The organism is Jiangella alba, from assembly GCF_900106035.1.
In the GTDB taxonomy this organism is placed as follows: domain Bacteria; phylum Actinomycetota; class Actinomycetes; order Jiangellales; family Jiangellaceae; genus Jiangella; species Jiangella alba.
Map to the genome: position 1 here is coordinate 2,288,180 of NZ_FNUC01000004.1, position 21,385 is coordinate 2,309,564.

Below are 21,385 nucleotides of genomic sequence, written 5' to 3' on the forward strand. Positions count from 1 at the left end.
CGTGAGCAGTGAGATCGACGCCCGCACCGACTTCGAGACCAGGCTCGGCCGGGCCAGTGGTGACGCGGGTGGCGCCGAGCTGGCGCTGCCGGCTCCCGGCGGCCTGACCGCCAGACCCGGGCGGGCGCAGGTCACGCTGTCGTGGGAGCCGGTCGACGGCGCGGCGGGGTACCTGGTGCACGTGGCGGAGTCGGCGGACGGCCCGTTCGAGCCGCTGGACCACCAGGGCCGCGACGTGCTCTCGGTCCCGCACGGCCCGTACGCCGACACCACCGGCACGCCCGGCGTCGAGCGCTGGTACGCCGTCGCGGCCGTCGCGTCGGTGGATCACGTGGGCGAGCTGAGCGAGGCGGTCCCCGCGGTCGCGGCCGGGGCGGACGGCGAGCCGGTCGCCGTCGTCGTCGACGCCGGGTCCGACGAGGGCGAGTTGGACCGGCCGTGGGCGCCGATGATCGGCAGCGAGCACCTGTCGCACGCGCTGTCCATCGACCGCACCGGCGGGCACGAGATCGGCGCCGAGCTGCGGGCCGCGCTTCGTGCGGCGCACGAGGAACTCGGCGTCGAGACGGTGCGGGCGCACGGCATCCTCTGCGACGACCTCGGCGTCTACCGCGAGGTCGACGGCGAGCCGGTGTACGACTTCAGCGGCGTCGACCGCGTCTACGACATGGTGCTGGAGCTCGGGCTGCGGCCGATCGTCGAGATCTCCTTCATGCCGCGCGACCTCGCCGCCGACCCGTCGGCGACGGTGTTCGAGTACGGCGCGATCATCTCGCCGCCGAAGGACTGGGACCGCTGGTACGACCTCGTCCGGGCGTTCGTCGCGCACCTCGTCGACCGGTACGGGCTGGAGGAGGTCCGCGACCGGTGGGCGTTCGAGGTGTGGAACGAGGCCAACCTGGAGGTGTTCTGGTCCGGCACACCGGAGGAGTTCTTCCGCCTGCACTCCGTCGCGGCGCGCGCGGTGAAGGACGTCGACCCGGGGCTGCGGGTCGGCGGGCCGGCGTCGGCGGCGGCCGGCTGGATCGACCAGCTGCTCGGGGCCATCGGCGACGAGCCGCTGGACTTCGTCTCGACGCACACGTACGGCTCGCCGCCGCTGGACCTGCGTCCGGTGCTCGCGCGGCACGGCCGGGAGGGGACGCCGATCTGGTGGACCGAGTGGGGCGTCACCCCGACGCACTTCCACGAGGTCAGCGAGTCGGTGTTCGCGGCGGTGTTCCTGCTGCGCGGCATGCGCTCGTCGATGGGCCGGCTGGAGGCGCTGTCGTACTGGGTGGTGTCGGACCACTTCGAGGAGCTGGGCCGGCCGCCCGCACTGTTCCACGGTGGGTTCGGCCTGCGCACCGTCGGTGAGCTGCGCAAACCCCGGTGGTGGGCGCTCGCGATGCTGGCCGCGCTGCCGACGCGGCGGCTCTCGGTGCGCGCTTCCGGGGACGGCGCCGACTCGCTGGTGGAGTCGCTGGCCGCGTCCGACCCGTCCGGTGGCCGCGTGGCCGCGCTGGTGTGGAACGGGACGCTGGACCAGTCCAAGGCGGCCGGGTCGGACGCGCTGGGCCGGCGGGTGGAGCTGCGGTTCACCGGCCTGCCCGACGGCGCCTACGAGCTGCGTCACCACCGCGTCGACGACGACCACTCGTGCGTCCCCGCGGTGTGGCGGCGCATCGGCGGCGGCGCGGCCTGGCCGACCGACGCGCAGTGGGCCGAGCTGCGCGCCGCCGACCGGCTGGACCAGCTGCACCCGCCGCGCACCGTCACCGCGACCGGCGGGGTGGTGGAGGTCGCGTTCGACCTGCCCAACCCGTCGATGTCGCTGGTCGAGCTGGTCGCCGCCGGCTGAGAGCTCAGTCGAGGCAGAGGCAGAACGGGTGCCCCGCGGGGTCGAGGAAGACCCGGAAGGACGTGCCCGGCTGGTGCTGATGCTTGGTCGCGCCGAGCTCGAGCACCGCCGCCTCGCCGACGTCCAGGTCGTCGACGTTGACGTCCAGGTGCAGCTGCTGCGGCACCACCTGGCCCGGCCACTGCGGCGGCGTGTAGTCGTCGACCTCCTGGAAGCAGATGCACTGGCCGTAGTCGGCACGGACCTCGGCCCAGCCGGGTGAGGTGGTGACCTTCCAGTCCAGCAGGGCGCCGTAGAAGGTCGCGAGGGCGCTCGCGTCGGGACAGTCGATCACGAGACTCGGGAAGCGTGCGATAGCCATGCCGGCACGCTAGCCCCGATTCCGGACGATCGACGTCCGGAACCTACGGCGATGCCAGCGGCTGGTGGTCCCAGAGCGACGAGAGTGGCAGGGCGTAGATGCCGTCGCCCCGCGACGCGGCCTCGGTGCCGAGGTGGAGCAGGATGCCGGCGTGCAGACGGTCGCCCAGTTTGTCGCGGAGCCAGCGGAGCCCCTTCAGGGCCGACGCTCCCGGTGAGGCCGACGCCTTCACCTCGATGGCGATGATCCGGCCGCCCGGGCCCTCGAGGACGAAATCGACCTCCTGCCGGTCGGCGGTGCGAAAATGGAACAGCGAGATGCGCTGGCCGGCGACGGCGATGGCCTTGAGCAGTTCGGCGGCGACGAACGTCTCCACGAGCGGGCCGAGCGCCGGATGCCCGGGTTCAGCCAGGGCATCGGCGTCGACCCCGAGGACGTGCGCGGCGAGACCCGAGTCGGTCGGGTAGAGCTTCGGTGTTTTACCGAGCCGCGACGTGAGGTTGGACGACCACGCGGGCACCGTGGTCGTCAGATACACCATGTCGAGGTACGACAGGTAGTTCCTGGTGGTGTCGCGGGCGAGGTTCGCCGACTGCGCGAGGTCGGCGAGCACGGCGGTGCCGCCTGCCCGGGCAGCGACGAGGCCCAGCAGGGTGCCCACGGCGTCACCGCGGGTGATGGTGGCGAAGTCGCGGATGTCACGCGTGATCACGGTGCTCAGGTAGCCGTCGAACCACGCACGCCGCGCCAGTGCCGACGTGATCGTGAGCGCTTCGGGGTAGCCGCCGGCCGTCACGGCGGCCAGGTAGCCGGGCCGGGTCCAGGTCGAGTCGCTCATGACGGAGCCGATGTCGCCGAACCACCGGGTGACGGCGTCGGACCCGGATCGGGTGCGCTCGGCCATGCTCAGCGGCCAGAGGTCGACGAACGCGACGCGCCCGGCCAGCGACTCGGACAGGGTCGGGATGGTCAGGAACCGGCTGGAGCCGGACAGCACGAACCGTCCGGGCTCGGGGTGGGCGTCGACGTCGGCCTTGATGGCCCGGACGAGCCGGTCGCCGCCGAGCTGCACCTCGTCGATGATGCGGGGGATGGAGCCGGACGTCGCGAAGGTGGCGGGGTCGTCGCGCGCCGCGGCCAGGGTTTCCGGGCGGTCGAGCGACCGGAAGGTGCCGCCCGAGCGCAGGTGCTCGCGCAGCAGCGTCGTCTTGCCCGACTGACGCGGCCCGCTGACCATGACGACCCGCAGGTGCGCGGTCAGTTCGGACAGTCGTGCCGCCGCTGCGCGAGGTACGAGGTCGGCCACGTCCGCTCCTTGGTCGTATTATCGACTAGAGGTTAGTCGATTTTCGAGCCAAGGACTAGTCGATTTTACGGCGGACGGCAGGGCGGCCCGTCGCGACCGGTTCGGGTACTTGGTCCGGGTAGGCTGCGGTCGTACGAGCGTGCAGCGCCGCCGTCGTCTCTGCGCCCGCGTACGACGACGACAGCGACACACCGCAGGAGACGATACGTGGCCACGATCGAAGCAATCGGAGCACGCGAGATCCTCGACTCCCGGGGCAACCCGACGGTCGAGGTCGAGGTGGCTCTCGACGACAGCACCATCGCCCGTGCCGCCGTCCCGTCCGGCGCCTCCACCGGCGCGTTCGAGGCGGTCGAGCTGCGCGACGGCGATGCCGCCCGCTACGCCGGCAAGGGCGTGGAGAAGGCCGTCACGGCCATCATGGACGAGATCGCACCGGAACTGCTGGGCTTCGAGGCCAGCGACCAGCGGCTCGTCGACCAGGCGCTGATCGACCTGGACGGCACCCCCAACAAGGGCAAGCTCGGCGCCAACGCCATCCTCGGCGTCTCGCTCGCGGTCGCGAAGGCCGCCGCCGAGTCGGCGCAGCTGCCGCTGTTCCGCTACCTGGGCGGCCCCAACGCGCACCTGCTGCCGGTGCCGATGATGAACATCCTCAACGGCGGCGCGCATGCCGACAGCAATGTCGACATCCAGGAGTTCATGATCGCGCCGATCGGCGCCGAGACCTACCGCGAGGCGCTGCGCTGGGGTGTCGAGGTCTACCACACGCTCAAGGGCGTGCTGAAGGAGCGCGGCCTCGGCACGGGCCTCGGCGACGAGGGCGGCTTCGCGCCGAACCTGCCGAGCAACCGCGACGCGCTCGACATCATCGTCACCGCCATCGAGAAGGCCGGCTTCACGCCGGGCGCGCAGATCGCGCTGGCCCTCGACGTCGCGTCGACCGAGTTCTACGACGACGGCAAGTACACCTTCGAGGGCAAGAGCATCTCGGCCGCCGAGCTGACGAAGTACTACGAGGAGCTGGCCGCCGCGTACCCGCTGGTGTCCATCGAGGACCCGCTGGCCGAGGACGACTGGTCCGGCTGGGCCGCGCTCACCGACGTGCTGGGCGCGAAGCTGCAGATCGTCGGCGACGACCTGTTCGTCACCAACCCCGAGCGGCTCGAGCGCGGCATCAAGGACCACGCCGCCAACTCGCTGCTGGTCAAGGTCAACCAGATCGGCTCGCTGACCGAGACGTTCGACGCGGTCTCGCTGGCGCAGCGGTCCGGGTTCACCTGCATGATCAGCCACCGTTCCGGCGAGACCGAGGACACCACCATCGCCGACCTCGCCGTCGCCACCAACGCCGGACAGATCAAGACCGGCGCCCCGGCCCGGTCCGAGCGGGTCGCGAAGTACAACCAGCTGCTGCGCATCGAGGAAGAGCTCGACGACGCCGCGCGCTACGCCGGCGCCTCGGCCTTCCCGCGGTTCCAGGCGTAGGGCCAGCCGTGCCCACGTCGCGCCGTTCGCCCAGCGCCCGCCCCGCGGCGGGCGCTGGCACGGCGCGACGCCCCAGCGCGGGCCGGGCCGGCCGGCCGTCGGCCCGCGCGCCCAAGGGCGGCACCGCCGCCGCGCGGCCGCGCACGGCGGTCGACTCCGGCGACGGCGCGCCTCCGCCGCCACCCCCGCGCCGTCCGCAGCCCAAGTCCGGCGGCCGTCCGTCGGTCACCGGCCGGGCCGCCGTGCTCGCGCTGGTGCTGGCGGTGCTGCTGGTCTCGTACGCCTACCCGCTGCGGGCCTGGTTCGACCAACACCGCGAACGGGTCGAGCTGCAGCGCGAGCAGGACGAGCTGACGGCGTCGGTCGAACAGCTCGAGCAGGAGCTGCGGCTCTGGGAGGACGACGCCTACGTGGCCGCGCAGGCGCGCGAGCGGCTCGGGTTCGTGCTGCCCGGCGAGCAGAGCTACATCGTGCTGCCCGGCCCCGACGCGCAGGACGACACCAGCGCGGCCGAGGCGGGCGGGCTGCCACCGTCCGGCCAGGGCAACTGGTACGAGCGGCTGTGGGCGTCGGTGACGTTCGCCGACAGCCCGCCGCCGGAACAGCCGGCCGACGAGTGACCTCCACCCCACCCACCCCCGCCGACCTCGACACCGTCACCCAGCAGCTGGGCCGTCCGGTGCGCGGGGTCCGCGCCGTCGCCGCCCGGTGCGCCGCCGGTCACCCGTCCGTCGTCGAGACCGAGCCGCGGCTGCCCGACGGCACGCCGTTCCCGACGCTGTACTACCTGACCTGCCCGCGCGCCGTCGCCGCCACGTCGACGCTCGAGTCCGTCGGCGTCATGCGCGAGTGGACCGATGAGCTGGCCGGCGACGCCGAGCTGGCCGCCGCCTACCGCGTCGCGCACGAGTCGTACCTCGCCCGCCGCGAGGCCATCCGCCACGTCGACGAGATCGCCGGCGTCACCGCGGGCGGCATGCCCGACCGCGTCAAGTGCCTGCACGTCCTCGTCGCGCACAGCCTCGCCGCGGGACCGGGCGTCAACCCGTTCGGCGACCGCGCGCTGGCGGTGATGGCGCCGACGTGGACCCCGGCGACCTGCGACTGGAGCCCCGAGTGACCCGGGTCGCCGCCATCGACTGCGGCACGAACTCGATCCGGCTGCTCGTCACCGATCTCCGCGACGGCGCCCAGCACGACCTCGACCGCCGGCTGCGCATCGTCCGCCTCGGCAAGGACGTCGACCGCACCGGCGTGCTCGCCCGCGAGGCGCTGGACCGCACGTTCGACACGCTGCGCGAGTACGCCGCCGTCATCGGCGAGCTGGACGCCGAACACGTCCGCATGGTCGCCACCAGCGCCACCCGCGACGCCGCCAACCGCGACGAGTTCGTCGCCGGCGTCGTCGACGTGCTCGGCGTCGAGCCCGAGGTCGTCTCCGGCGCCGCCGAGGCGGGGCTGTCCTTCGACGGCGCGGTGCGCGGCCTGCCGGGCGGCGACGGCGCGCCCTATCTCGTCGTCGACATCGGCGGCGGCTCGACGGAGCTGGCGCTCGGCTCCGACGGCGTTACCGCCGCCCGCAGCGTCGACATCGGCTGCGTCCGGCTGACGGAGCGCCGGTTCCAGGCCGACCCGCCCACGTCCGAGCAGGTCGCCGCGGCGCGGGGCGACATCGAGGCCGCGCTGGACGAGGTGGCGGCCGTGGTGCCGCTCGGCGACGCCCGCACGCTGGTCGGGCTGGCCGGCTCGGTCACGACGGTGGCCGCGATCCACCTGGGGCTGGCCGAGTACGACTCCGCGGCCATCCACCACAGCCGCATTCCGGCCGCACAGGTGCGTGCCATCAGCGACCACCTGCTCACGCTGACCCACGACCAGCGGCTGGCCATCGGCCCGATGCACCCCGGCCGGGCCGACGTCATCGCCGCCGGCGCGCTGGTCCTGCGCTGCGTCGTCGACCGCGCCGGCGTCGACGAGGTGCTGGTCAGCGAGCACGACATCCTCGACGGCATCGCCTGGAGCGTCGTCTCCGGCTGAGCCGCCGGAAAACCCGTTGGCCCGCGGGCCGGCCGTTGTTACCGTCGGCTCGTGGCCTGCGAGCAGCCCGACACGCCCTTCGCGTCTTAGGGACCCCGCCCCAGCCCCGCCGGTGAACCGTGCGGGGCTGCTTCCGCGTGTCCTGCTCGCCCCACCCTCTGAGGACCCCTCATGCGCGCCGTCACCGGCTGCCGTCCCAGTCCCGCGTCCCTCGACGGTGTCGGCCCCGGAACCGAGCCCGAGGTCGGCCGCGACCCGCCCCGTCCGGCGGCTCCCGACCGATCCGCCTCGACACCAAGGGGACGACATGTCCAGTTCCATGTTCCGCAGGAAATCGCGCTCGAACGTCCGCCACCACCGGGCGCAGTGGCGCCGGGCCATCGCCGTGCCGCGGCTGGTGACCTGCCCCAACCCGGCGTGCAGTGAGCCGGTCCCGGCGCACACGGCCTGCCCGTCCTGCGGCCAGTACCGCGGCCGCCAGGTGCTGCCGCCGCGCTGAGTCCGTCGTCGTGCGGGCCCCTGCCGGTCGCGCCGGGGCCCACACGGCGCCTGCTAACCTCCGCAAAACGTTCATGGACGGGTTGCGGCAGAGGGGCGCTGAGCGCGGTGGCCGAAGATCGAACCGACCCAGACTCCGGCGAGCGCGACAGCTGGTTCGGCAGGCACCAGCAGGCCGCCTGGATCGGCGTCCTCGGATCGGTCCTCGTCGCGCTGATCGCTCTGGTCCCGCAGATTCTCGAGTACCTCGACGACGACGAGCCCGCCGGCGGTGCGGAACCCGTGGCGGCGCCTCCGCCGACATCCGCGGAGCAGCCCGACGTCACGTCGCCGCCTCCGTCCACCGACCCGACGACGCCGGCGGCGGGACAGGAACACTGGCAGGGCCGGCTGCTGGTCGACACCGGGGGCAAGGATCTCGACGCCGCACAGCCCGTCGACGTCGGGTATGGCGATGAGGGCGACGTGTACATGATCTCCGCCACCGTGATCGAGGGCGGGAACGGCGCCGTCGTCTCCGCCTGGCCGGGCGGCGCGGCCGACCCGCCGGGCTACCAGGAGTGCGCAGGGACGGTCGACGCGGAAGGGACGGACCAGCAGGAGCTCGCCGACGACTCGGTGCTGTGCGTGCGCACCAACGGCGGGAACATCGCCCGGCTGGTGGTCACCGAGCGGGGCAGCGGCACCGACTACGGGACTACGTTCGACGCGGTCGTCTGGGCGGAGAGCTGAGCCGGGCACAATGAGGCGGTGCTCCTCCCTCACCCGCTGACCGGCGACCCGTTCCCCAGCCCTGTCCCACCGGGGACCGGCTGGCCCGGCGACGTCGCCAGCGCGGACACCCCGGTCGCCAGGTCGGCCGAGGACGTCGCGCGGCTGGCGGCCGGTGTGTCGCTGGACGAGGTGGTCGCGGGGTCGTCGGTCTGCCGGGCCTGCGCACGGCTGGTGACCTGGCGCGAGGACGTCGCCCGGGAGAAGCGCAAGTCGTTCGCCGACCAGCCGTACTGGGGCCGCCCGACGCCGGGCTGGGGCGATCCGCGGCCGCGTGTCCTGGTGTTCGGCCTCGCGCCTGCGGCCAACGGCGGCAACCGCACCGGCCGCGTCTTCACCGGCGACCGCAGCGGCGACTGGCTCTACGCCGCCCTGCACCGCGCCGGGCTCGCCAACCAGCCGACGGCGACACACGCCGGCGACGGGCTGGAGCTGATCGGCGCGCGCATCATCGCCGCCGTCCGCTGCGCGCCGCCGGACAACAAGCCGACGCCGGGGGAGCGCGACGCCTGCGCGCCGTGGCTGGACCGCGAGGTCGAGCTGGTGCTGCCGACGGTGCGCGCGGCGGTCGCGCTCGGGTCGTTCGCGTGGGCGGCCGCGCTGCGCACGCTCGGCCGGGCCGGACTGGCGGTGCCCCGGCCGCGGCCGGTGTTCGGGCACGGCGCCGAGGTGACGCTGGACCCGGCGGCTGGGTCGACGGCCGGGGCGGCGGCTGGGCCGGGCGCGGGGGTGGCGGCCGGGTCGGTGCGGCTGATCGGCAGCTATCACCCGAGCCAGCAGAACACCTTCACCGGCCGGCTCACCGAGCCCATGCTCGACGACGTGTTCGGCCGGGCGGCCGCGGCCCGCTGACCGTCCGTCGGGCTTCTGGCCGTCCGTCGGGCGTCGGGCCGCTGGCCGTCCGCCAGGCGTCGGGCCGCTGGCCGTCCGCCGGGCGTCGGGCGTGGGCCGGGCCGGGCCGGGCGTCAGCCGGGGAGCGTGCCGCTCTCGATCTCGCGGACCTCGACGCCGCCGCCCTGGCGCACGGCCGGGTTCTGCGCCGCGATGGCCACCGCCGCGTCGAGGTCGGACGCCTCGACGACGTAGATGCCCGCGACGACCTCCTTCGTCTCCAGGAACGGCCCGTCGGTGACGCCGCCGGCCCGCACCGACCGCGCTTGATCGCCCGGCTGCAGCGCGTGCGCCGCGACCATGGTGCCGGCCTTCGCCAGCTCATCGGCGTGCTGGTCGTGCGGGTCGCGCTCGGGGGCCGCGCCGGCCGGCTGGGCGGAGTCGTAGATCAGGATCGCGTAGTGCGCCATGAGTGTCCTCTGCTGGTAGGTACCGTCACCCGATCCGTCACGCGGCGACCGGCGGAATCGACAACCGTCGCGAGAATTCTCGTCCCGCCCGCATCGCTCGCCGGGGCGCCCGCGTCGGCTGCCGGGCTCGTGGGCTGCTCACGGTCGCCCGGGGTCGCGGCGTCCGGGTGTCGCGCGTTCGCCGGTTCGCCGCAGTGTGGTCCCCGCCCGGCTGGGAGGGCTTCCCACCCTAGATGAGTGAGTCCGATTGATCGTTAGTGGTCGTAGGCGATCAGGGATCGTTTGGCTTGGGTGCCGGTGTGCCAGTTGTGCCAGATCGCGGTGGCGAGGGCGAGTAGTCGTGCGGCGATGCGGGCGTGGACTCCGTTCAGGGTGCGGGCGCCGTGTTCCTCGAGGGTGAGCTGACCTTTCAGGGTGTCGAAGACGGCTTCGATCCATTGGCGGACCCGGGCCAGTTTGCCCCGTCTGGTCGGTTCGTCTTTGCGGTCGGGCCGGATCAGGTGCGCGCCCAGGCTGGTGACGAACTGGTCGAAGTCGCGCCCGGCGAACCCTTTGTCGGCGAGGATGACCTGCCCGGACGCGACGAGGTGGTGGTCGTGGTCGAGGAGCGCCCGGGCGGCGTCGCGTTCGCCGATCTTGGGGTTGGCCAGACCCCAGATGATCGGCATGCCCTCGGCGGTGGTGACCAGGTAGAGCCGGAATCCCCAGAAGAACCGCGAGTGACTGGCGCAGTAGCCGTAACCGGCGTGCCCGGCCAGGTCCGAGCGCTTCACCGTCTCCCGCGACGCCGCGCACGGCAGCGGGGTGGAATCCAGCAGCCGCAGATCGTCGTGCCAGGACGGCGTGTCCCGGGCCAGTTCGGTGATGACCGCGGCGAGCAGCCCTCCCAAGGACCGGAGTCGTTTGCCGTATCCAGACTGGCCGGGCAGGTAGGGGAACAGTCCGCCCAGCCGGGCGCGCGCAAACCGGACCCACCGCCGTTCCGACGCCACGCCGAGCAGCTGCTGCGCCACCGCCAGGGTGATCAGTTCACCGTCGGACAGCCCCGGCTTGCGGCCCGGCCGGTGATCACGCGACCACCCCAACACCGGGAAGACACGATCCTCGACATGGACATAGAGTGCGGTCAGGAGGGCGTCAAGATCATTGCTCACACACTGATCCTCGACGCCCTCCACCCATGTCTATCGACAGCGACACACCCACAAGATCAATAGGACTCACTCATCTAGGGGCGGGCACCGACAACGTCCGCCGAACTTGTCGTGGCGACAGACTGGGCGGACGGCAGCTCCAGCCCGAGCTGATCGCGCAGCTCGACCCGGCCGAGGTCGGTGATCCGCAGCGCACGGGATCGGTGCGACCGCACCACCCAACCGGCATCGACGGCATGGGCGCAGAGGGCCGCGCCGGCCGATCCGGCGAGGTGCGGCCGGCGCTCGGTCCAGTCCAGGCAGGACCGCACCAGCGGACGGCGCGACGCCGGGGGCCAGGCGCCGGCCAGGGCGGACAGCCAGCGGTCGCCGTCGTCGGTGAGGGTGAGGCCGCGGTCCCACGAGAGCAGGCCGCGCGTCGTCATCGCGTCCGTCACGGCGACGCCGAGCGCGCCGGCCAGGTGGTCGTAGCAGGTGCGGGCGGCGGCCAGTGCGCGACGCCGGTGCGCCGCCGTCAGCGACCGCACCGGCGGCCCCGCCGTGGCCTGCGCCTCCGTGGGGGCGGCCGCGGCCAGCAGTTCGACGAGCTCGGCGGCGTCGTCGGCCAGCCTGACGTAGCGGTGCCGGCCCTGTCGCACCTCGGTGAGCAGTCCGCCGGACACCAGCAGGTTGAGGTGCTCGGTCGCCGTCGACGGTGCGACGCCGGCGGCGCGGGCGAGCTCGGACGCGGTCCACGCCCGGCCGTCCATCAGCGCCAGGCAGATCGTCGCGCGGGTGCGGTCGGCGAGCAGCCCGGCCAGCCCGGCCAGCGCCGCGCCCGTGCCGGCCGCGCCCGCGCCCGCCAAGCCCGCGCCGCCCGAGCCAGCCGCGCCCGCCAGAGCGATTCCCGTCATGCCCACCATCATCGCCCCGCCACGCTTCGGCCGGCGCCGAACCGTCGCCGCCCTAGCGTCGGCGGGCATGGAGCACGTGACGATCACCCCGAGCATCCTGTACGTCGGCACGCCGGTGGCGCTGCTGGTCACCGAGAACCCGGACGGCACGGCCAACCTGGCGCCGATGTCGTCGGCATGGGCGCTCGGGCAGGTGGTGGTGCTCGGGCTGGGCCCGGAGGGGCAGACGGCGGTCAATCTCGCCGTGCGGCCGGAGCTGACGATCAACTTCCCGAGCCCGGACCTGTGGCCGGAGGTCGAGCGGCTGGCCCCGCTGACCGGCCGCGACCCGGTGCCGTCGAGCAAGCCCCGGCACCGGTACGAGCCGGACAAGTTCGCGGCGGCCGGCCTGACGCCCGCGCCGTCGGGCCGCGTCCGCCCGCCGGTCGTGGCCGAGTGCCCGGTGCGGTTCGAGGCGACGGCGGCAGCGGTGCGTCCCGACGCCGGTGGCGAGTTCGTCGTGATCGAGGCCCGGGTGCTGCGCGTGCACGCCGCGACGGACGTCGTCGTGCCCGGCACGCAGCACGTCGACCCGGCGCGGTGGAGCCCGCTGATCTACAACTTCCGGCACTATTTCGGCCTCGGCGACGAGCTGGGGCACAGCTTCCGGTCCGAGACACCGCGGGTGTGGGCGAGCGCACCGTCAAAGGGCTTGTGAACGCATTCACAAGCCCCTACTCTGGAGGCATGAACGGGAGAGTCGGACGCACCGGAACCCCGCACATCCTCATCGTCGGTGGCGGGTACGTGGGCATGTACACCGCGTTCGGGCTGCAGCGCGCCCTCAAGCGCAGCCAGGCCCGCATCACCGTCATCGACCCGCGCTCCTACATGACCTACCAGCCGTTCCTGCCCGAGGCGGCGGCCGGGTCGCTGGAACCGAGGCACGTCGTCGTGCCGCTCCGGCGGGTGCTGAAGCGCTGTGACGTCATCACCGGCGAGGTCACCTCCATCAGCCACGCCACCAAGAGCGTCACCGTCAAGCCCGAGATCGGCGACGACTACGAGCTGGGCTACGACATCCTCGTCGTCGCGCTCGGGTCGATCTCGCGGACGCTGCCGATCCCCGGCCTCGCCGAGGTCGGCATCGGCTTCAAGCAGATCGAAGAGGCCATCGCCCTGCGCAATCACGTCCTCGACCGCCTCGACGTCGCGGCGTCCACCACCGATCCCGAGGTGCGCAAGCGGGCGCTGACGTTCGTCTTCGTCGGCGGCGGGTTCGCCGGCGTCGAGGCGCTCGGCGAGCTGGAGGACATGGCCCGCTACGCGCTGCGCTACTACCCGCAGCTGCAGCCCAGCGACATGCGCTGGGTGCTGGTCGAGGCGGCCGGGCGCATCCTGCCCGAGGTCGGGCCGGAGATGGGCGAGTACACCGTCGTCGAGCTGAGCAAGCGCGACATCGAGGTCCGCCTCGAGACGCTGCTGGAGTCCTGCGTCGACGGCCACGTCGTGCTGTCCAAGGGCCGGCCGTTCGACGCCGACACCATCGTGTGGACCGCGGGCGTCAAGGCCAACCCCGTCCTCGCCGACACCGACCTGCCGCTGGACGAGAAGGGCCGGGTCCGCTGCCTGCCGGAGATGCGCATCGACGGCATCGACGACGCGTGGGCGGCCGGCGACAACGCCGCGATCCCCGACCTCACCGCAGGCGAGCCGAACGTCTGGACGGCGCCCAACGCCCAGCACGCGGTGCGGCAGGCGAAGCTGCTGGCCAAGAACATCGTCGCCGACCTCGAGGGCGGGGTGCCGAAGCCGTACAAGCACAAGTACATCGGCTCGGTCGCCAGCCTCGGCCTCTACAAGGGCGTCGCGCACACCTACGGCATCAAGGTGCGCGGCTTCGCGGCCTGGTTCATGCACCGCACGTACCACATGAGCAAGATGCCGACGTTCAACCGCAAGGCCCGCGTGGTCGTCGACTGGACCCTGGCGCTGCTGTTCAAGCGCGAGGTCGTCACCCTCGGCCGCATGCGGATGCCACGCGAGGACTTCCGCCGGGCCGCGCTGCCGTCGGCGCCGCGAGCCGGCCGGCCCGCGCCGTCGAAGGACCGGCGCCCGGCGGAGAACGCCACCACGGCGGGCGGACGGCTGCCGCGCGGCTGAGCCACCGCGCACAGCACCCGCCTGCCGTGGGCAGCCCCGGCCGAAAGCCGTGGCAGCGGCCCTGCCGTCTCGCTAGCGTGGCGGGAGAGGTAGGGACGGGGAGGTCGCCATGTCCACTGGGGGAGCGGCGGGACGCATCGCCGGACTGGTCGAGCGGCTGCTGGGACGGCCGCTGCCGCTGGGCATCCGCACGTGGGACGGCGCGCACGCCGGCCCCGCGGACGGCCCGGTGCTGGTCATCCGGTCCCGCCGGGCGCTGCGCCGGTTGCTCTGGCAGCCCGACGAGATCGGCCTCGCGCGGGCGTGGGTGGCCGGCGAGATCGACGTCGAGGGCGACCTCGACGCCGCGCTGACCAGCCTCGACGACACGCTGCGGGAGCTGGGCGACCGTGGCCGGTTCACCGCCGCCGACCGCGCCGAGGTCATCCGCCTGGCCGTCGTCCTCGGCGCCGTCGGGCCGCCGCTGAAGCCGCCGCCCGAGGAGGTCGTGCTGGCCGGCGACCGCCACTCCAGGCGCCGCGACCAGGCCGCCATCAGCCACCACTACGACGTCGGCAACGACTTCTACGAGTTGGTCCTCGGCCCGTCGATGACCTACTCGTGCGCCTACTGGGCCGACGGCGCCACGCTCGAGGACGCGCAGCGGGCCAAGAACGAGCTGATCTGCCAGAAGCTGGGGCTGCGCGCCGGCATGCGGCTGCTCGACGTCGGCTCCGGCTGGGGCTCGCTCGTCCTGCACGCCGCCGAGCACCACGGCGTCGAGGCGGTCGGCGTCACGCTGTCGGTGCCGCAGGCCGAGTACGCCAAGCAGCGGGTCGCCGACGCCGGGCTGTCCGACGCGGTCGAGATCCGCGTACAGGACTGGCGCGACGTCGCCGACGGCCCGTTCGACGCCATCGCCAGCGTCGGCATGGCCGAGCATCTCGGCGCGGCGACGTGGCCCGAGTACGCGGCCCGGCTGTACAGCCTGCTGCGCCCGGGCGGACGGCTGCTCAACCACCAGATCGTGCGGTCCGGGCGGCCGCGTGCGGGCGGGCTGGCGCGGCCGCGGCGCACGTTCATCGACGCGTACGTCTTCCCCGACGGCGAGCTGATCCCGATCGGCGACGTCGTCGGCCGGCTGGAGGCGGGCGGGTTCGAGGTGCGCGACGTGCAGGCGCTGCGCGAGCACTACGCGTTGACGCTGCGCGCGTGGGTGGCGAACCTGGAACGCGGCTGGCACCGCGCCGTCGACCTCGCCGGTGAGGGACGGTCGCGGGTGTGGCGCCTCTACATGGCGGCGTCGGCCATCTCCTTCGACGCCGCCCGCATCGGCGTCGACCAGGTGCTGGCGGTGCGCCCACATCGCGACGGCCGAGGTGACCTTCCCCTGGTGCGTCCGGTTGGATGGAGCCTGTGAGCCTCATCGCCGTCACCGTCATCGGACACGACCGTCCCGGCATCATCGCCGATGCCACCGCCGGACTCGCCGGTCTGGGCCTGAACCTCGAAGACTCCACCATGACCCTGCTGCGCGGTCACTTCGCCATGATGCTGATCTGCTCGGGCGACCGGTCGCCCGAGCAGGTGCGCGAGGCGCTGGCCCCGCTGACCGACGACGGGCGGCTCCAGGTGTCGGCCGCCGCCGTCCCCGACGAGGACGCCGCCGGGTCGCGGTCGCTGCGCCCGTACGTGCTCACCGTCCACGGCGGTGACCGTCCCGGCATCGTGTCCGCCGTGACGGGCGTGCTGGCGGCGGCCGGCGGCAACATCACCGACCTCACCACCCGGCTCACCGGCGACCTCTACGTCGCCGTCGCCGAGGTCGACCTCCCCGCCGAGGCCGACGCGGACGCCGTCGCCGCCTCCCTGCGCGATGCCGGCGCCGAGCTGGGCGTCGGTGTCACGCTGCGGCCGCAGGAGACCGACGTCCTGTGAGCATCGCCGACTGGACCGAGGCCGACCTCGGGGTGCCCGGCCGCGTCCTGACCGTCGTGGCCGCCCCCGACTCCGTCCTCTCCACGCCGTCACCGCTGGTCGACCCGGCCGCGCCGGAGGTCGTGCAGCTGGCGGCCGATCTCGTCGCCACCATGCGCGTCTCTCCCGGCTGCGTCGGCCTCGCCGCCTGCCAGGTCGGCGTCGCCGCCCACCTCTTCGCCGTCGACGTCAGCCAGCATCCCAAGACCCGGGTGTCGCACGGGACCTTCGTGCTCTGCAACGCCGAGGTGGTCGAGGCGACCCGTAAGGAGAAGGGCCGCGAGGGCTGCATGTCCGTCCCCGACCTCACCGGCGACGTCAAGCGCGCCACCCGGCTGACGGTCCGCGGACTGCTGCCCGGCAGCGGCGAGGAGTTAACCGTCGAGACCGACGCGTTCGAGGCCAGGGCGTTGCAGCACGAGATCGACCACTGTGCGGGCTTCCTCTTCCTCGACCGCGTGGCCGGCGCACACGCCGTCTTCCCGCGGCAGACCTACCTGTAGCCGTCCCCGGTGCTCAGACCGGGTGACACGTGATCCAATCGTGTCCGATATGGGAGGGTTCGTCAGGAGACAGGCGGCCTGCCGGGCGTAATACTGTGTGCGGCCCCCGTAGCCCAATCGGCAGAGGCACTGGCCTTAAAAGCCAGACAGTGTCGGTTCAAGTCCGACCGGGGGCACTCGCAGGACGCGGCGCGAGCCGGTGCCCGGATCAGTACTTGTTGCGGTTGGGCAGCCCGAGCTCTTCGCGGAAGCCGTTCTCGGTGTAGTCGAAGTCGTAGTCGGGGTCGATCTCTTCCTCGGTGTTGCCGTCGCCGTCGTGGTCCCATTCCAGGCCGACGTTCTGGCGCTCGATCAGCGGGGTGCCGTCGGGGTAGTCCTGGCCGTCGAACTGGTCGCTCTCGCCGCTGCGGTACTGGTTGATGTGGCCGAGCTCGTGGAAGAAGAACACCGAGGGCGGGGTGATGTCGTAGTCCTCGGTGTAGCCCATGTCGTAGCCGGGCGAGGTGTGGTTGACGTCGAGTTCGACGCGGAAGTCGTCGCCGGAGTAGGAGGCGCTGTTGTTGCCGCCCGGGTGCTCGGCGATGGTGACCTTGTCCTTGCCGAAGCCGAGGAAGCCGGAGTCGTCGTAGTGCTCGCCCATGCGGTCGAGCATCTTCTGGCCGGTCGGGCTGGACGCCATCATGTGGAGGTCGGCGAGCACGCGGTCCTTGAACTCCTGCGAGCCGCCCACCTCGAACTGCATCCAGCGCAGGTACTCCTCCTCGGACGGGATCTCGACGACGACGACGGTCTCGCCGCCGGGCGAGACGTCGCCCTCCTCCATGTAGACGGTGTCGCTGCCGAACTCGCCGTCGATGGTGTCCTTGCCGCCGCCGGCGTAGATGGTGTCGTTGGCGTTGCCGCCGAAGATGCGGTCGTCGCCGTAGCCGCCGGAGATGGTGTCGGAGTGGTCGCCGCCGAAGATGCGGTCGTCGCCCGTGGCGCCCTCGAGGTAGTCGCGTCCGTCGCCGCCGAGGATGACGTCGTTGCCGTCCATGCCGTAGATGACGTCGTCGCCGAGCCGGCCGGCCAGGACGTCGTTGCCGGCGCCGCCGTCGACGTAGTCGTCGTCGCGGCCGCCGCTGATGAAGTCGTCGCCGGTGCCGGTCTCGATGGTGTCGATGCCGTCGCCGCCGAACGCCTCGACGTCGCCGCTGGAGCCCTGCGTGTTGACGGTGTCGTCGCCGCCGCCGGTGGCGAAGCGCACGTGCACCTCGGTGCCGCGCGGCACGAGGATCTCGTCGTTGCCCTGGCCGGTGTTGATGACGACCTCTTCGCCGGCCGCGATGCGCTGGGTGGTGGAGACGCCGGCGGCGTCGGTGATGGTCACGATCGTCTCGCCGGTGTTGGGGTCGACGTTGACCACGACCTTGTCGTTGCCGTCGCCCGTGGTGATGACGGTGGTGCCGTCGAGCGAGGTGGTCTGCACGCCGTACGAGGTGCCGGTGGGGATGGTCCAGCCCGGGTCGGTGCCGTCGGCGGCGTCGGACCACGCCTCGGCCAGCGCGTAGAGGTCGCGGCCCAGTTCGAGCAGCGTGGAGTCGCGGGTGCGCATCAGCGTGATGGCGTCGTCGACGATGCCCTGCGCGGTGTCGAACTCGGTCTGGACGTGGCTGAGATCGTCGTCGTCGTTCCACGGGGTGAACGTGACCATGCCGTCGGCACGCTCCGCGGACTTCAGGCCGGCCGCCGCCCGGGCGAAGCTGGCGTCGAGGTCGTCCTGGGCGTCGCGCACGTCGGTCTTGAGCTGGCCGAGGAGGTCGGCGATGCCCCCGTAGGCGTCGGACGCGTCGCCGAGGACCGTCGCGACCTTCGTGGCGTGCGCGAAGTAGCTGTCGGCCATCGAGCACTCCCAGTTGAGGCGCAGTTCGGCCTCGCGGTTGCGCTGGTTGGTGGCCTCGGTGCCGAAGTCGGTCGCGAGCGTGCGCCAGGCCTGCTGGGCGGTGTCGAGGAAGCCGGTGTCGGCCTGGAGGTCCCAGACGTCGGGGTGCGTGACGGTCATCGTTCGCCTCCGGTGGTCAGGATCCGGCGCCGAGGGCGCCGGGCGGGAGGTCGGCGGGGGTCGAGCAGACGAGCCTGCGGTCGGGGGTGTGGTCGGCCATGGTCGGTTCGCCGGTCTCACCGGGGTCGGGGGCGACCTGGACGCAGAACGACCAGGACGTGGCGTCGTCGGGGAGGGCGCTCGGTCCGGGCACCTCGAAGGTGCCGGCGTCGGGGGCGATGCGCCGCAGCGGGGTCAGGGCGAAGGCGCGGCCGGTGACGGTCTCGCCGGGCTCGAGCCGCACCGCGGGCGCCCGGTACGCCGTGCCGGTGTCGCCGCCCGTGGTAGCGAACACCTCTTTGGTGACGAGGATCTGCCCGGCGTCGTCGGCGTAGACCCAACTGGACTCGTCGGTGTCGGGCAGCGGGACGTCGATCTGCGGCGTGATGTCGGCCGGCCGCCGCTGCACCACCAGCACCGCGACGTCGGCGTTGTTGGTGACGGTGTAGTCGGCGACCAGGCCGGACGTGCCCGGCGGGTACTCGGGCCCGGTGGGCGCGCCGACGCCCAGCTGGGCGTCGAGGGCGACGTCGAGCTCGGCGGCGGGCGCCGTCGTCTGGTCGCCGGCGGGGTCGTCGTCGCCGCCACAGCCGGCCAGGGCCGTCACGGCGACCGCCGCCGTGAGCGCTCGCCCCAGCCGCATCGCGGGTCCTCTCGTCGTCGCACGGTCGTCGTCACTTCGACGTGTCACGGCTTCCTGCGGTTCAGGACCTCGTCGATGTCGCGGGAGGCGCGCTGGATGTTCTCGCCGTCGGACTCGAGGACGGCGCTGAGGTTCTCGATCAGCCGCGCGGAGGAGTAGATGGCCGTGCTGTAGCTCTCGTGGATCATCACCCCGACGGTCGCCTGACCGAGCGACCCGCGGTCGAACGTGCTCTGCTCGCCCACGCCCGCGCCGGACTCGGTGAGGTCGCGCGACGAGGTCATCATGCGGTTGCCGACGTCGTTGAGGGTCTCAGGGTTGGCCTTGACCTTGCTCATGACATCGTCCCCCGCGTCACCGTCGATTTGTCACGTTGCGTCGATCTTAACGGGTGCGGTGTCCTAGGGTCGTCGGTGAGATGAATCCAGGACTACGGGCCACGGGCCTGCGCAAGGCGTACCGCGACCTCGTCGTCTTCGACGACCTGGAGCTGGACGTGCCTGGCGGTGGCATTCTCGCCCTGACCGGCTCGAACGGCACCGGGAAGTCGACGCTGCTGGAGTGCCTGGCCGGCGCTGCCCCGCTGGACGCGGGGGTGATCGAGGTCGGCGGCGAGCGGTCCGAGCCGTCGTCGGCGCGGCACTGGCGGGCGGTGTTCGGCATCCTCGACGACTTCACCTGGCTGCCCGACCTCACGGTGGCCGACCACCTGATGCTGATGGCGCCGGGGCCGGCGCCCGCGGAGGTCGAGGCGGCGCTGGACGCGTTCGGCGTGGCCGCGCTGGGGCGGCGGATGCCCGACTCCCTCAGCTCCGGCCAGCGCCGCCGGGCCGCGCTGGCGGCGGCCCGGGTACGGCCGTGGCGGGTGCTGCTGCTCGACGAGCCGGAACAGCACCTCGACGCGGCGGGGGTGCGGACGCTGGCGGACGAGCTGACGGCGCTGGCGACGCCCGATCGGTGCGTCGTGCTGGCCAGCCACTCCGGCGCGCTCGTCGACCGCCTGGACTGCGCCGTCCTCGACCTCACGCCGGACCGGGCGTGAGGCCGCGGTCCAGGGGCGATTGGTACGAGGTCGTCCTCGGCGTCGCGCTGGCCGCGATGGTCCTGTACGCCCTCGGCAACAGCGGTGTGCCGCGGCTGCTGACCGACGCCGAGGAGCGGGGGCACTCGGCGGTGTGGGTCGCCGTCGCGCTGCTCGGGTTCGTGCTCAGCGCCTGGACGGCCGCCTGGTCGTTCGCCGGGCCGGTCGCGGTGACGGCGGCCCGGCTGCACTGGGTGGACTGGCGGCGGCCGGACGTCGCCATCCGCGCGGCGCGCAGGCGGGCGCTGCTGGTCTCGGCGGTGGCCGGAGCCGTCGTCGCGGTGACGGCGGGCCTCGCGCTGAGCGCCGCGGTGCTGCCGTCCGTCCTCCCCGCGGTGGCGGTGTGGACGGCGCTGCAGCTGCTCCTGCTGTCCGCCGTCGAGTTGCAGCGGCGCGACCTCGACCGGACCGCCCGCCTGCTCCCGGTCGCGTTCGGCGCGGCCGCCGTGGTTGTCGCCGCCGCCGAGGCGTGGGGCGCGGTGGCGGCGACGGTGACGGCGTGCGGCGCCGCGGCGGCCGGTGCGGCGGCGCTCGCGGCCGGAGGCGGGACGGGCGGCCGCCGCGACACCGTCGCCGAGCTGACGCCGCGCTGGCAGCTGCACCGCGCCGCCCGTCACCGGTGGGCGATCGTCGCGGGCATCACGCTGATGGACGGCGACGTCGTCCGGATCGTCCGCACCCGCGACGCCAGGGCCACCAGGCGCGCGCTGCCGGCGGCCGTGTTCCGCGGGCCGCGCCCGATCCGCCTGGCCGTCGCGGCGTTCCTGCGCGGCCTGCCGGCGGCGCTGACCATCGGCGCCGTCGCCGTGCCGGTCGCGTTCGCCGCGCACGAGATCCTGGGGCTCACCCCGGCGCTGGTCGTCGTCGTGCTGGCCGAGCTGGTCGTCACCCGCGTCACCGCCCGCGCCGCGGAGGCGTGGCTGGCCTCGCCCGCGCTGCCGCGGAGCTGGGGTATCGGTCGCAACGGCCCGGCCGCCGCACTGGCCGCGCCCGCCGTCGTCGTCTGCGCGGTCGTCGCCGCGATGGTGACGGCCGGGTTGTCGCTGCCGGTGACGGCCGGGCTGGTGCTCGCCGCGCTGCCGGTGGCCGTCGTCCTGCGCCGGCGCTCGTCCCGCCGGCCCGACACCGGCCTGACGGTCATCGCGACGCCGATGGGCGCCGTCTCCGTCCAGGCCGTCAACCGCGTCGTCGCGGGCCCGGACGTCGCGTTCGTCGCGCTGCTGGCCGCGCACTTGCTGAGCAGGTGAGTGCCGCGCGGGTTGTGGGGTTCGGACAACCCGCACCCCGAGACCTTGTATCCGGGGCGGCGGGATGGGGCGGCCTTCGCCTGA

At 73.3% G+C, this 21,385-nt stretch carries 23 protein-coding genes and 1 tRNA gene; 16 read left to right on the forward strand and 8 right to left on the reverse strand.

Translation table 11 applies throughout. The features are described from left to right. Position 1: 1 nt before the first annotated feature. Positions 2 to 1,840 (forward strand): GH39 family glycosyl hydrolase, encoded by a 1,839-nt coding sequence (locus tag BLV02_RS28610; RefSeq protein WP_074946771.1) that lies wholly within the window; start codon positions 2 to 4, stop codon positions 1,838 to 1,840. A gap of 4 nt (positions 1,841 to 1,844) precedes the next feature. Here BLV02_RS28610 and BLV02_RS28615 read toward each other — a convergent pair whose 3' ends face one another. Both BLV02_RS28615 and BLV02_RS28620 read right to left on the reverse strand, forming a co-directional pair. Beyond that, positions 1,845 to 2,201 carry a VOC family protein gene (locus BLV02_RS28615; RefSeq protein ID WP_069112637.1) on the reverse strand — a complete coding sequence of 119 codons (357 nt, stop codon included), beginning with the start codon at positions 2,199 to 2,201 and terminating at the stop codon, positions 1,845 to 1,847. A 43-nt stretch (positions 2,202 to 2,244) separates the two neighbouring features. Then, on the reverse strand, positions 2,245 to 3,507 hold the full coding sequence (locus BLV02_RS28620) for an ATP-binding protein (protein ID WP_069112638.1): 1,263 nt from the start codon (positions 3,505 to 3,507) through the stop codon (positions 2,245 to 2,247). Between the two features lie 207 nt (positions 3,508 to 3,714). Between BLV02_RS28620 and eno the strand changes: the two genes are divergently transcribed. The 7 genes from eno (at position 3,715) to BLV02_RS28655 (ending at position 9,153) form a co-directional block, all read left to right on the forward strand. After that, entirely contained in the window at positions 3,715 to 4,995 is a 1,281-nt protein-coding gene (gene eno / locus BLV02_RS28625) for a phosphopyruvate hydratase (RefSeq protein WP_069112639.1), read from the forward strand. A gap of 8 nt (positions 4,996 to 5,003) precedes the next feature. Next, complete coding sequence (locus BLV02_RS28630; protein ID WP_069112640.1) at positions 5,004 to 5,615, forward strand: FtsB family cell division protein; 612 nt, start codon at positions 5,004 to 5,006, stop codon at positions 5,613 to 5,615. After that, complete coding sequence (locus BLV02_RS28635) at positions 5,612 to 6,115, forward strand: DUF501 domain-containing protein (RefSeq protein ID WP_069112641.1); 504 nt, start codon at positions 5,612 to 5,614, stop codon at positions 6,113 to 6,115. Before BLV02_RS28630 ends, BLV02_RS28635 begins: the two co-directional genes overlap by 4 nt. Then, on the forward strand, positions 6,112 to 7,032 hold the full coding sequence (locus BLV02_RS28640) for a Ppx/GppA phosphatase family protein (RefSeq protein ID WP_069112642.1): 921 nt from the start codon (positions 6,112 to 6,114) through the stop codon (positions 7,030 to 7,032). Before BLV02_RS28635 ends, BLV02_RS28640 begins: the two co-directional genes overlap by 4 nt. A gap of 307 nt (positions 7,033 to 7,339) precedes the next feature. Next, positions 7,340 to 7,531, forward strand: coding sequence for a 50S ribosomal protein L32 (gene rpmF, locus BLV02_RS28645; protein WP_342762397.1), 192 nt, complete (start codon positions 7,340 to 7,342; stop codon positions 7,529 to 7,531). 107 nt (positions 7,532 to 7,638) lie between these two features. Continuing rightward, positions 7,639 to 8,262, forward strand: coding sequence for a hypothetical protein (locus BLV02_RS36785; RefSeq protein WP_069112644.1), 624 nt, complete (start codon positions 7,639 to 7,641; stop codon positions 8,260 to 8,262). An 18-nt stretch (positions 8,263 to 8,280) separates the two neighbouring features. Beyond that, positions 8,281 to 9,153, forward strand: coding sequence for a uracil-DNA glycosylase (locus BLV02_RS28655; protein ID WP_069112645.1), 873 nt, complete (start codon positions 8,281 to 8,283; stop codon positions 9,151 to 9,153). A gap of 113 nt (positions 9,154 to 9,266) precedes the next feature. On the opposite strand, the gene BLV02_RS28660 is transcribed toward BLV02_RS28655, so the two are convergent. The 3 genes from BLV02_RS28660 to BLV02_RS28670 all read right to left on the reverse strand — a co-directional run bounded on the left by BLV02_RS28660 (position 9,267) and on the right by BLV02_RS28670 (position 11,649). After that, entirely contained in the window at positions 9,267 to 9,602 is a 336-nt protein-coding gene (locus tag BLV02_RS28660) for a YciI family protein (protein WP_069112646.1), read from the reverse strand. A 254-nt stretch (positions 9,603 to 9,856) separates the two neighbouring features. Further along, positions 9,857 to 10,756 (reverse strand): IS982 family transposase, encoded by a 900-nt coding sequence (locus tag BLV02_RS28665; RefSeq protein WP_074946149.1) that lies wholly within the window; start codon positions 10,754 to 10,756, stop codon positions 9,857 to 9,859. A gap of 74 nt (positions 10,757 to 10,830) precedes the next feature. Beyond that, the gene (locus BLV02_RS28670; protein WP_083289307.1) at positions 10,831 to 11,649 is read right to left on the reverse strand and encodes an ArsR/SmtB family transcription factor; all 819 of its coding nucleotides are present in this window, start codon (positions 11,647 to 11,649) and stop codon (positions 10,831 to 10,833) included. 67 nt (positions 11,650 to 11,716) lie between these two features. Between BLV02_RS28670 and BLV02_RS28675 the strand changes: the two genes are divergently transcribed. The 6 genes from BLV02_RS28675 to BLV02_RS28700 all read left to right on the forward strand — a co-directional run bounded on the left by BLV02_RS28675 (position 11,717) and on the right by BLV02_RS28700 (position 16,426). Continuing rightward, positions 11,717 to 12,346: a flavin reductase family protein gene (locus tag BLV02_RS28675; protein ID WP_069115420.1), complete on the forward strand. Its 630-nt coding sequence runs from the start codon at positions 11,717 to 11,719 to the stop codon at positions 12,344 to 12,346. A gap of 29 nt (positions 12,347 to 12,375) precedes the next feature. Then, complete coding sequence (locus tag BLV02_RS28680) at positions 12,376 to 13,791, forward strand: NAD(P)/FAD-dependent oxidoreductase (protein WP_083289306.1); 1,416 nt, start codon at positions 12,376 to 12,378, stop codon at positions 13,789 to 13,791. A gap of 109 nt (positions 13,792 to 13,900) precedes the next feature. After that, positions 13,901 to 15,190: an SAM-dependent methyltransferase gene (locus BLV02_RS28685; RefSeq protein WP_069115407.1), complete on the forward strand. Its 1,290-nt coding sequence runs from the start codon at positions 13,901 to 13,903 to the stop codon at positions 15,188 to 15,190. Further along, positions 15,187 to 15,708 carry a glycine cleavage system transcriptional repressor gene (locus tag BLV02_RS28690; protein WP_069115406.1) on the forward strand — a complete coding sequence of 174 codons (522 nt, stop codon included), beginning with the start codon at positions 15,187 to 15,189 and terminating at the stop codon, positions 15,706 to 15,708. The genes BLV02_RS28685 and BLV02_RS28690 overlap by 4 nt, the downstream gene beginning before the upstream one ends. Beyond that, positions 15,705 to 16,250, forward strand: coding sequence for a peptide deformylase (locus BLV02_RS28695; RefSeq protein WP_069115405.1), 546 nt, complete (start codon positions 15,705 to 15,707; stop codon positions 16,248 to 16,250). The genes BLV02_RS28690 and BLV02_RS28695 overlap by 4 nt, the downstream gene beginning before the upstream one ends. A 102-nt stretch (positions 16,251 to 16,352) precedes the next feature. After that, positions 16,353 to 16,426 (forward strand) — tRNA-Leu (locus tag BLV02_RS28700). A 32-nt stretch (positions 16,427 to 16,458) separates the two neighbouring features. Here BLV02_RS28700 and BLV02_RS28705 read toward each other — a convergent pair. From BLV02_RS28705 to BLV02_RS28715, 3 genes are read right to left on the reverse strand one after another with little or no spacing between them, the layout of a single operon-like run. After that, a complete protein-coding gene (locus BLV02_RS28705) occupies positions 16,459 to 18,291 on the reverse strand; it encodes a M91 family zinc metallopeptidase (protein WP_069115404.1) in 1,833 nt (610 codons plus the stop codon). Between the two features lie 16 nt (positions 18,292 to 18,307). Continuing rightward, positions 18,308 to 18,973: a hypothetical protein gene (locus BLV02_RS28710; protein WP_069115403.1), complete on the reverse strand. Its 666-nt coding sequence runs from the start codon at positions 18,971 to 18,973 to the stop codon at positions 18,308 to 18,310. Positions 18,974 to 19,017: 44 nt separating this feature from the next. Beyond that, complete coding sequence (locus BLV02_RS28715; RefSeq protein WP_069115402.1) at positions 19,018 to 19,311, reverse strand: hypothetical protein; 294 nt, start codon at positions 19,309 to 19,311, stop codon at positions 19,018 to 19,020. 80 nt (positions 19,312 to 19,391) lie between these two features. On the opposite strand from BLV02_RS28715, the gene BLV02_RS28720 reads away from it, so the two are divergent. Then, entirely contained in the window at positions 19,392 to 20,015 is a 624-nt protein-coding gene (locus tag BLV02_RS28720; RefSeq protein WP_069115401.1) for an ABC transporter ATP-binding protein, read from the forward strand. Then, positions 20,012 to 21,301, forward strand: coding sequence for a hypothetical protein (locus BLV02_RS28725; RefSeq protein WP_069115400.1), 1,290 nt, complete (start codon positions 20,012 to 20,014; stop codon positions 21,299 to 21,301). Before BLV02_RS28720 ends, BLV02_RS28725 begins: the two co-directional genes overlap by 4 nt. Positions 21,302 to 21,385: the final 84 nt, after the last annotated feature.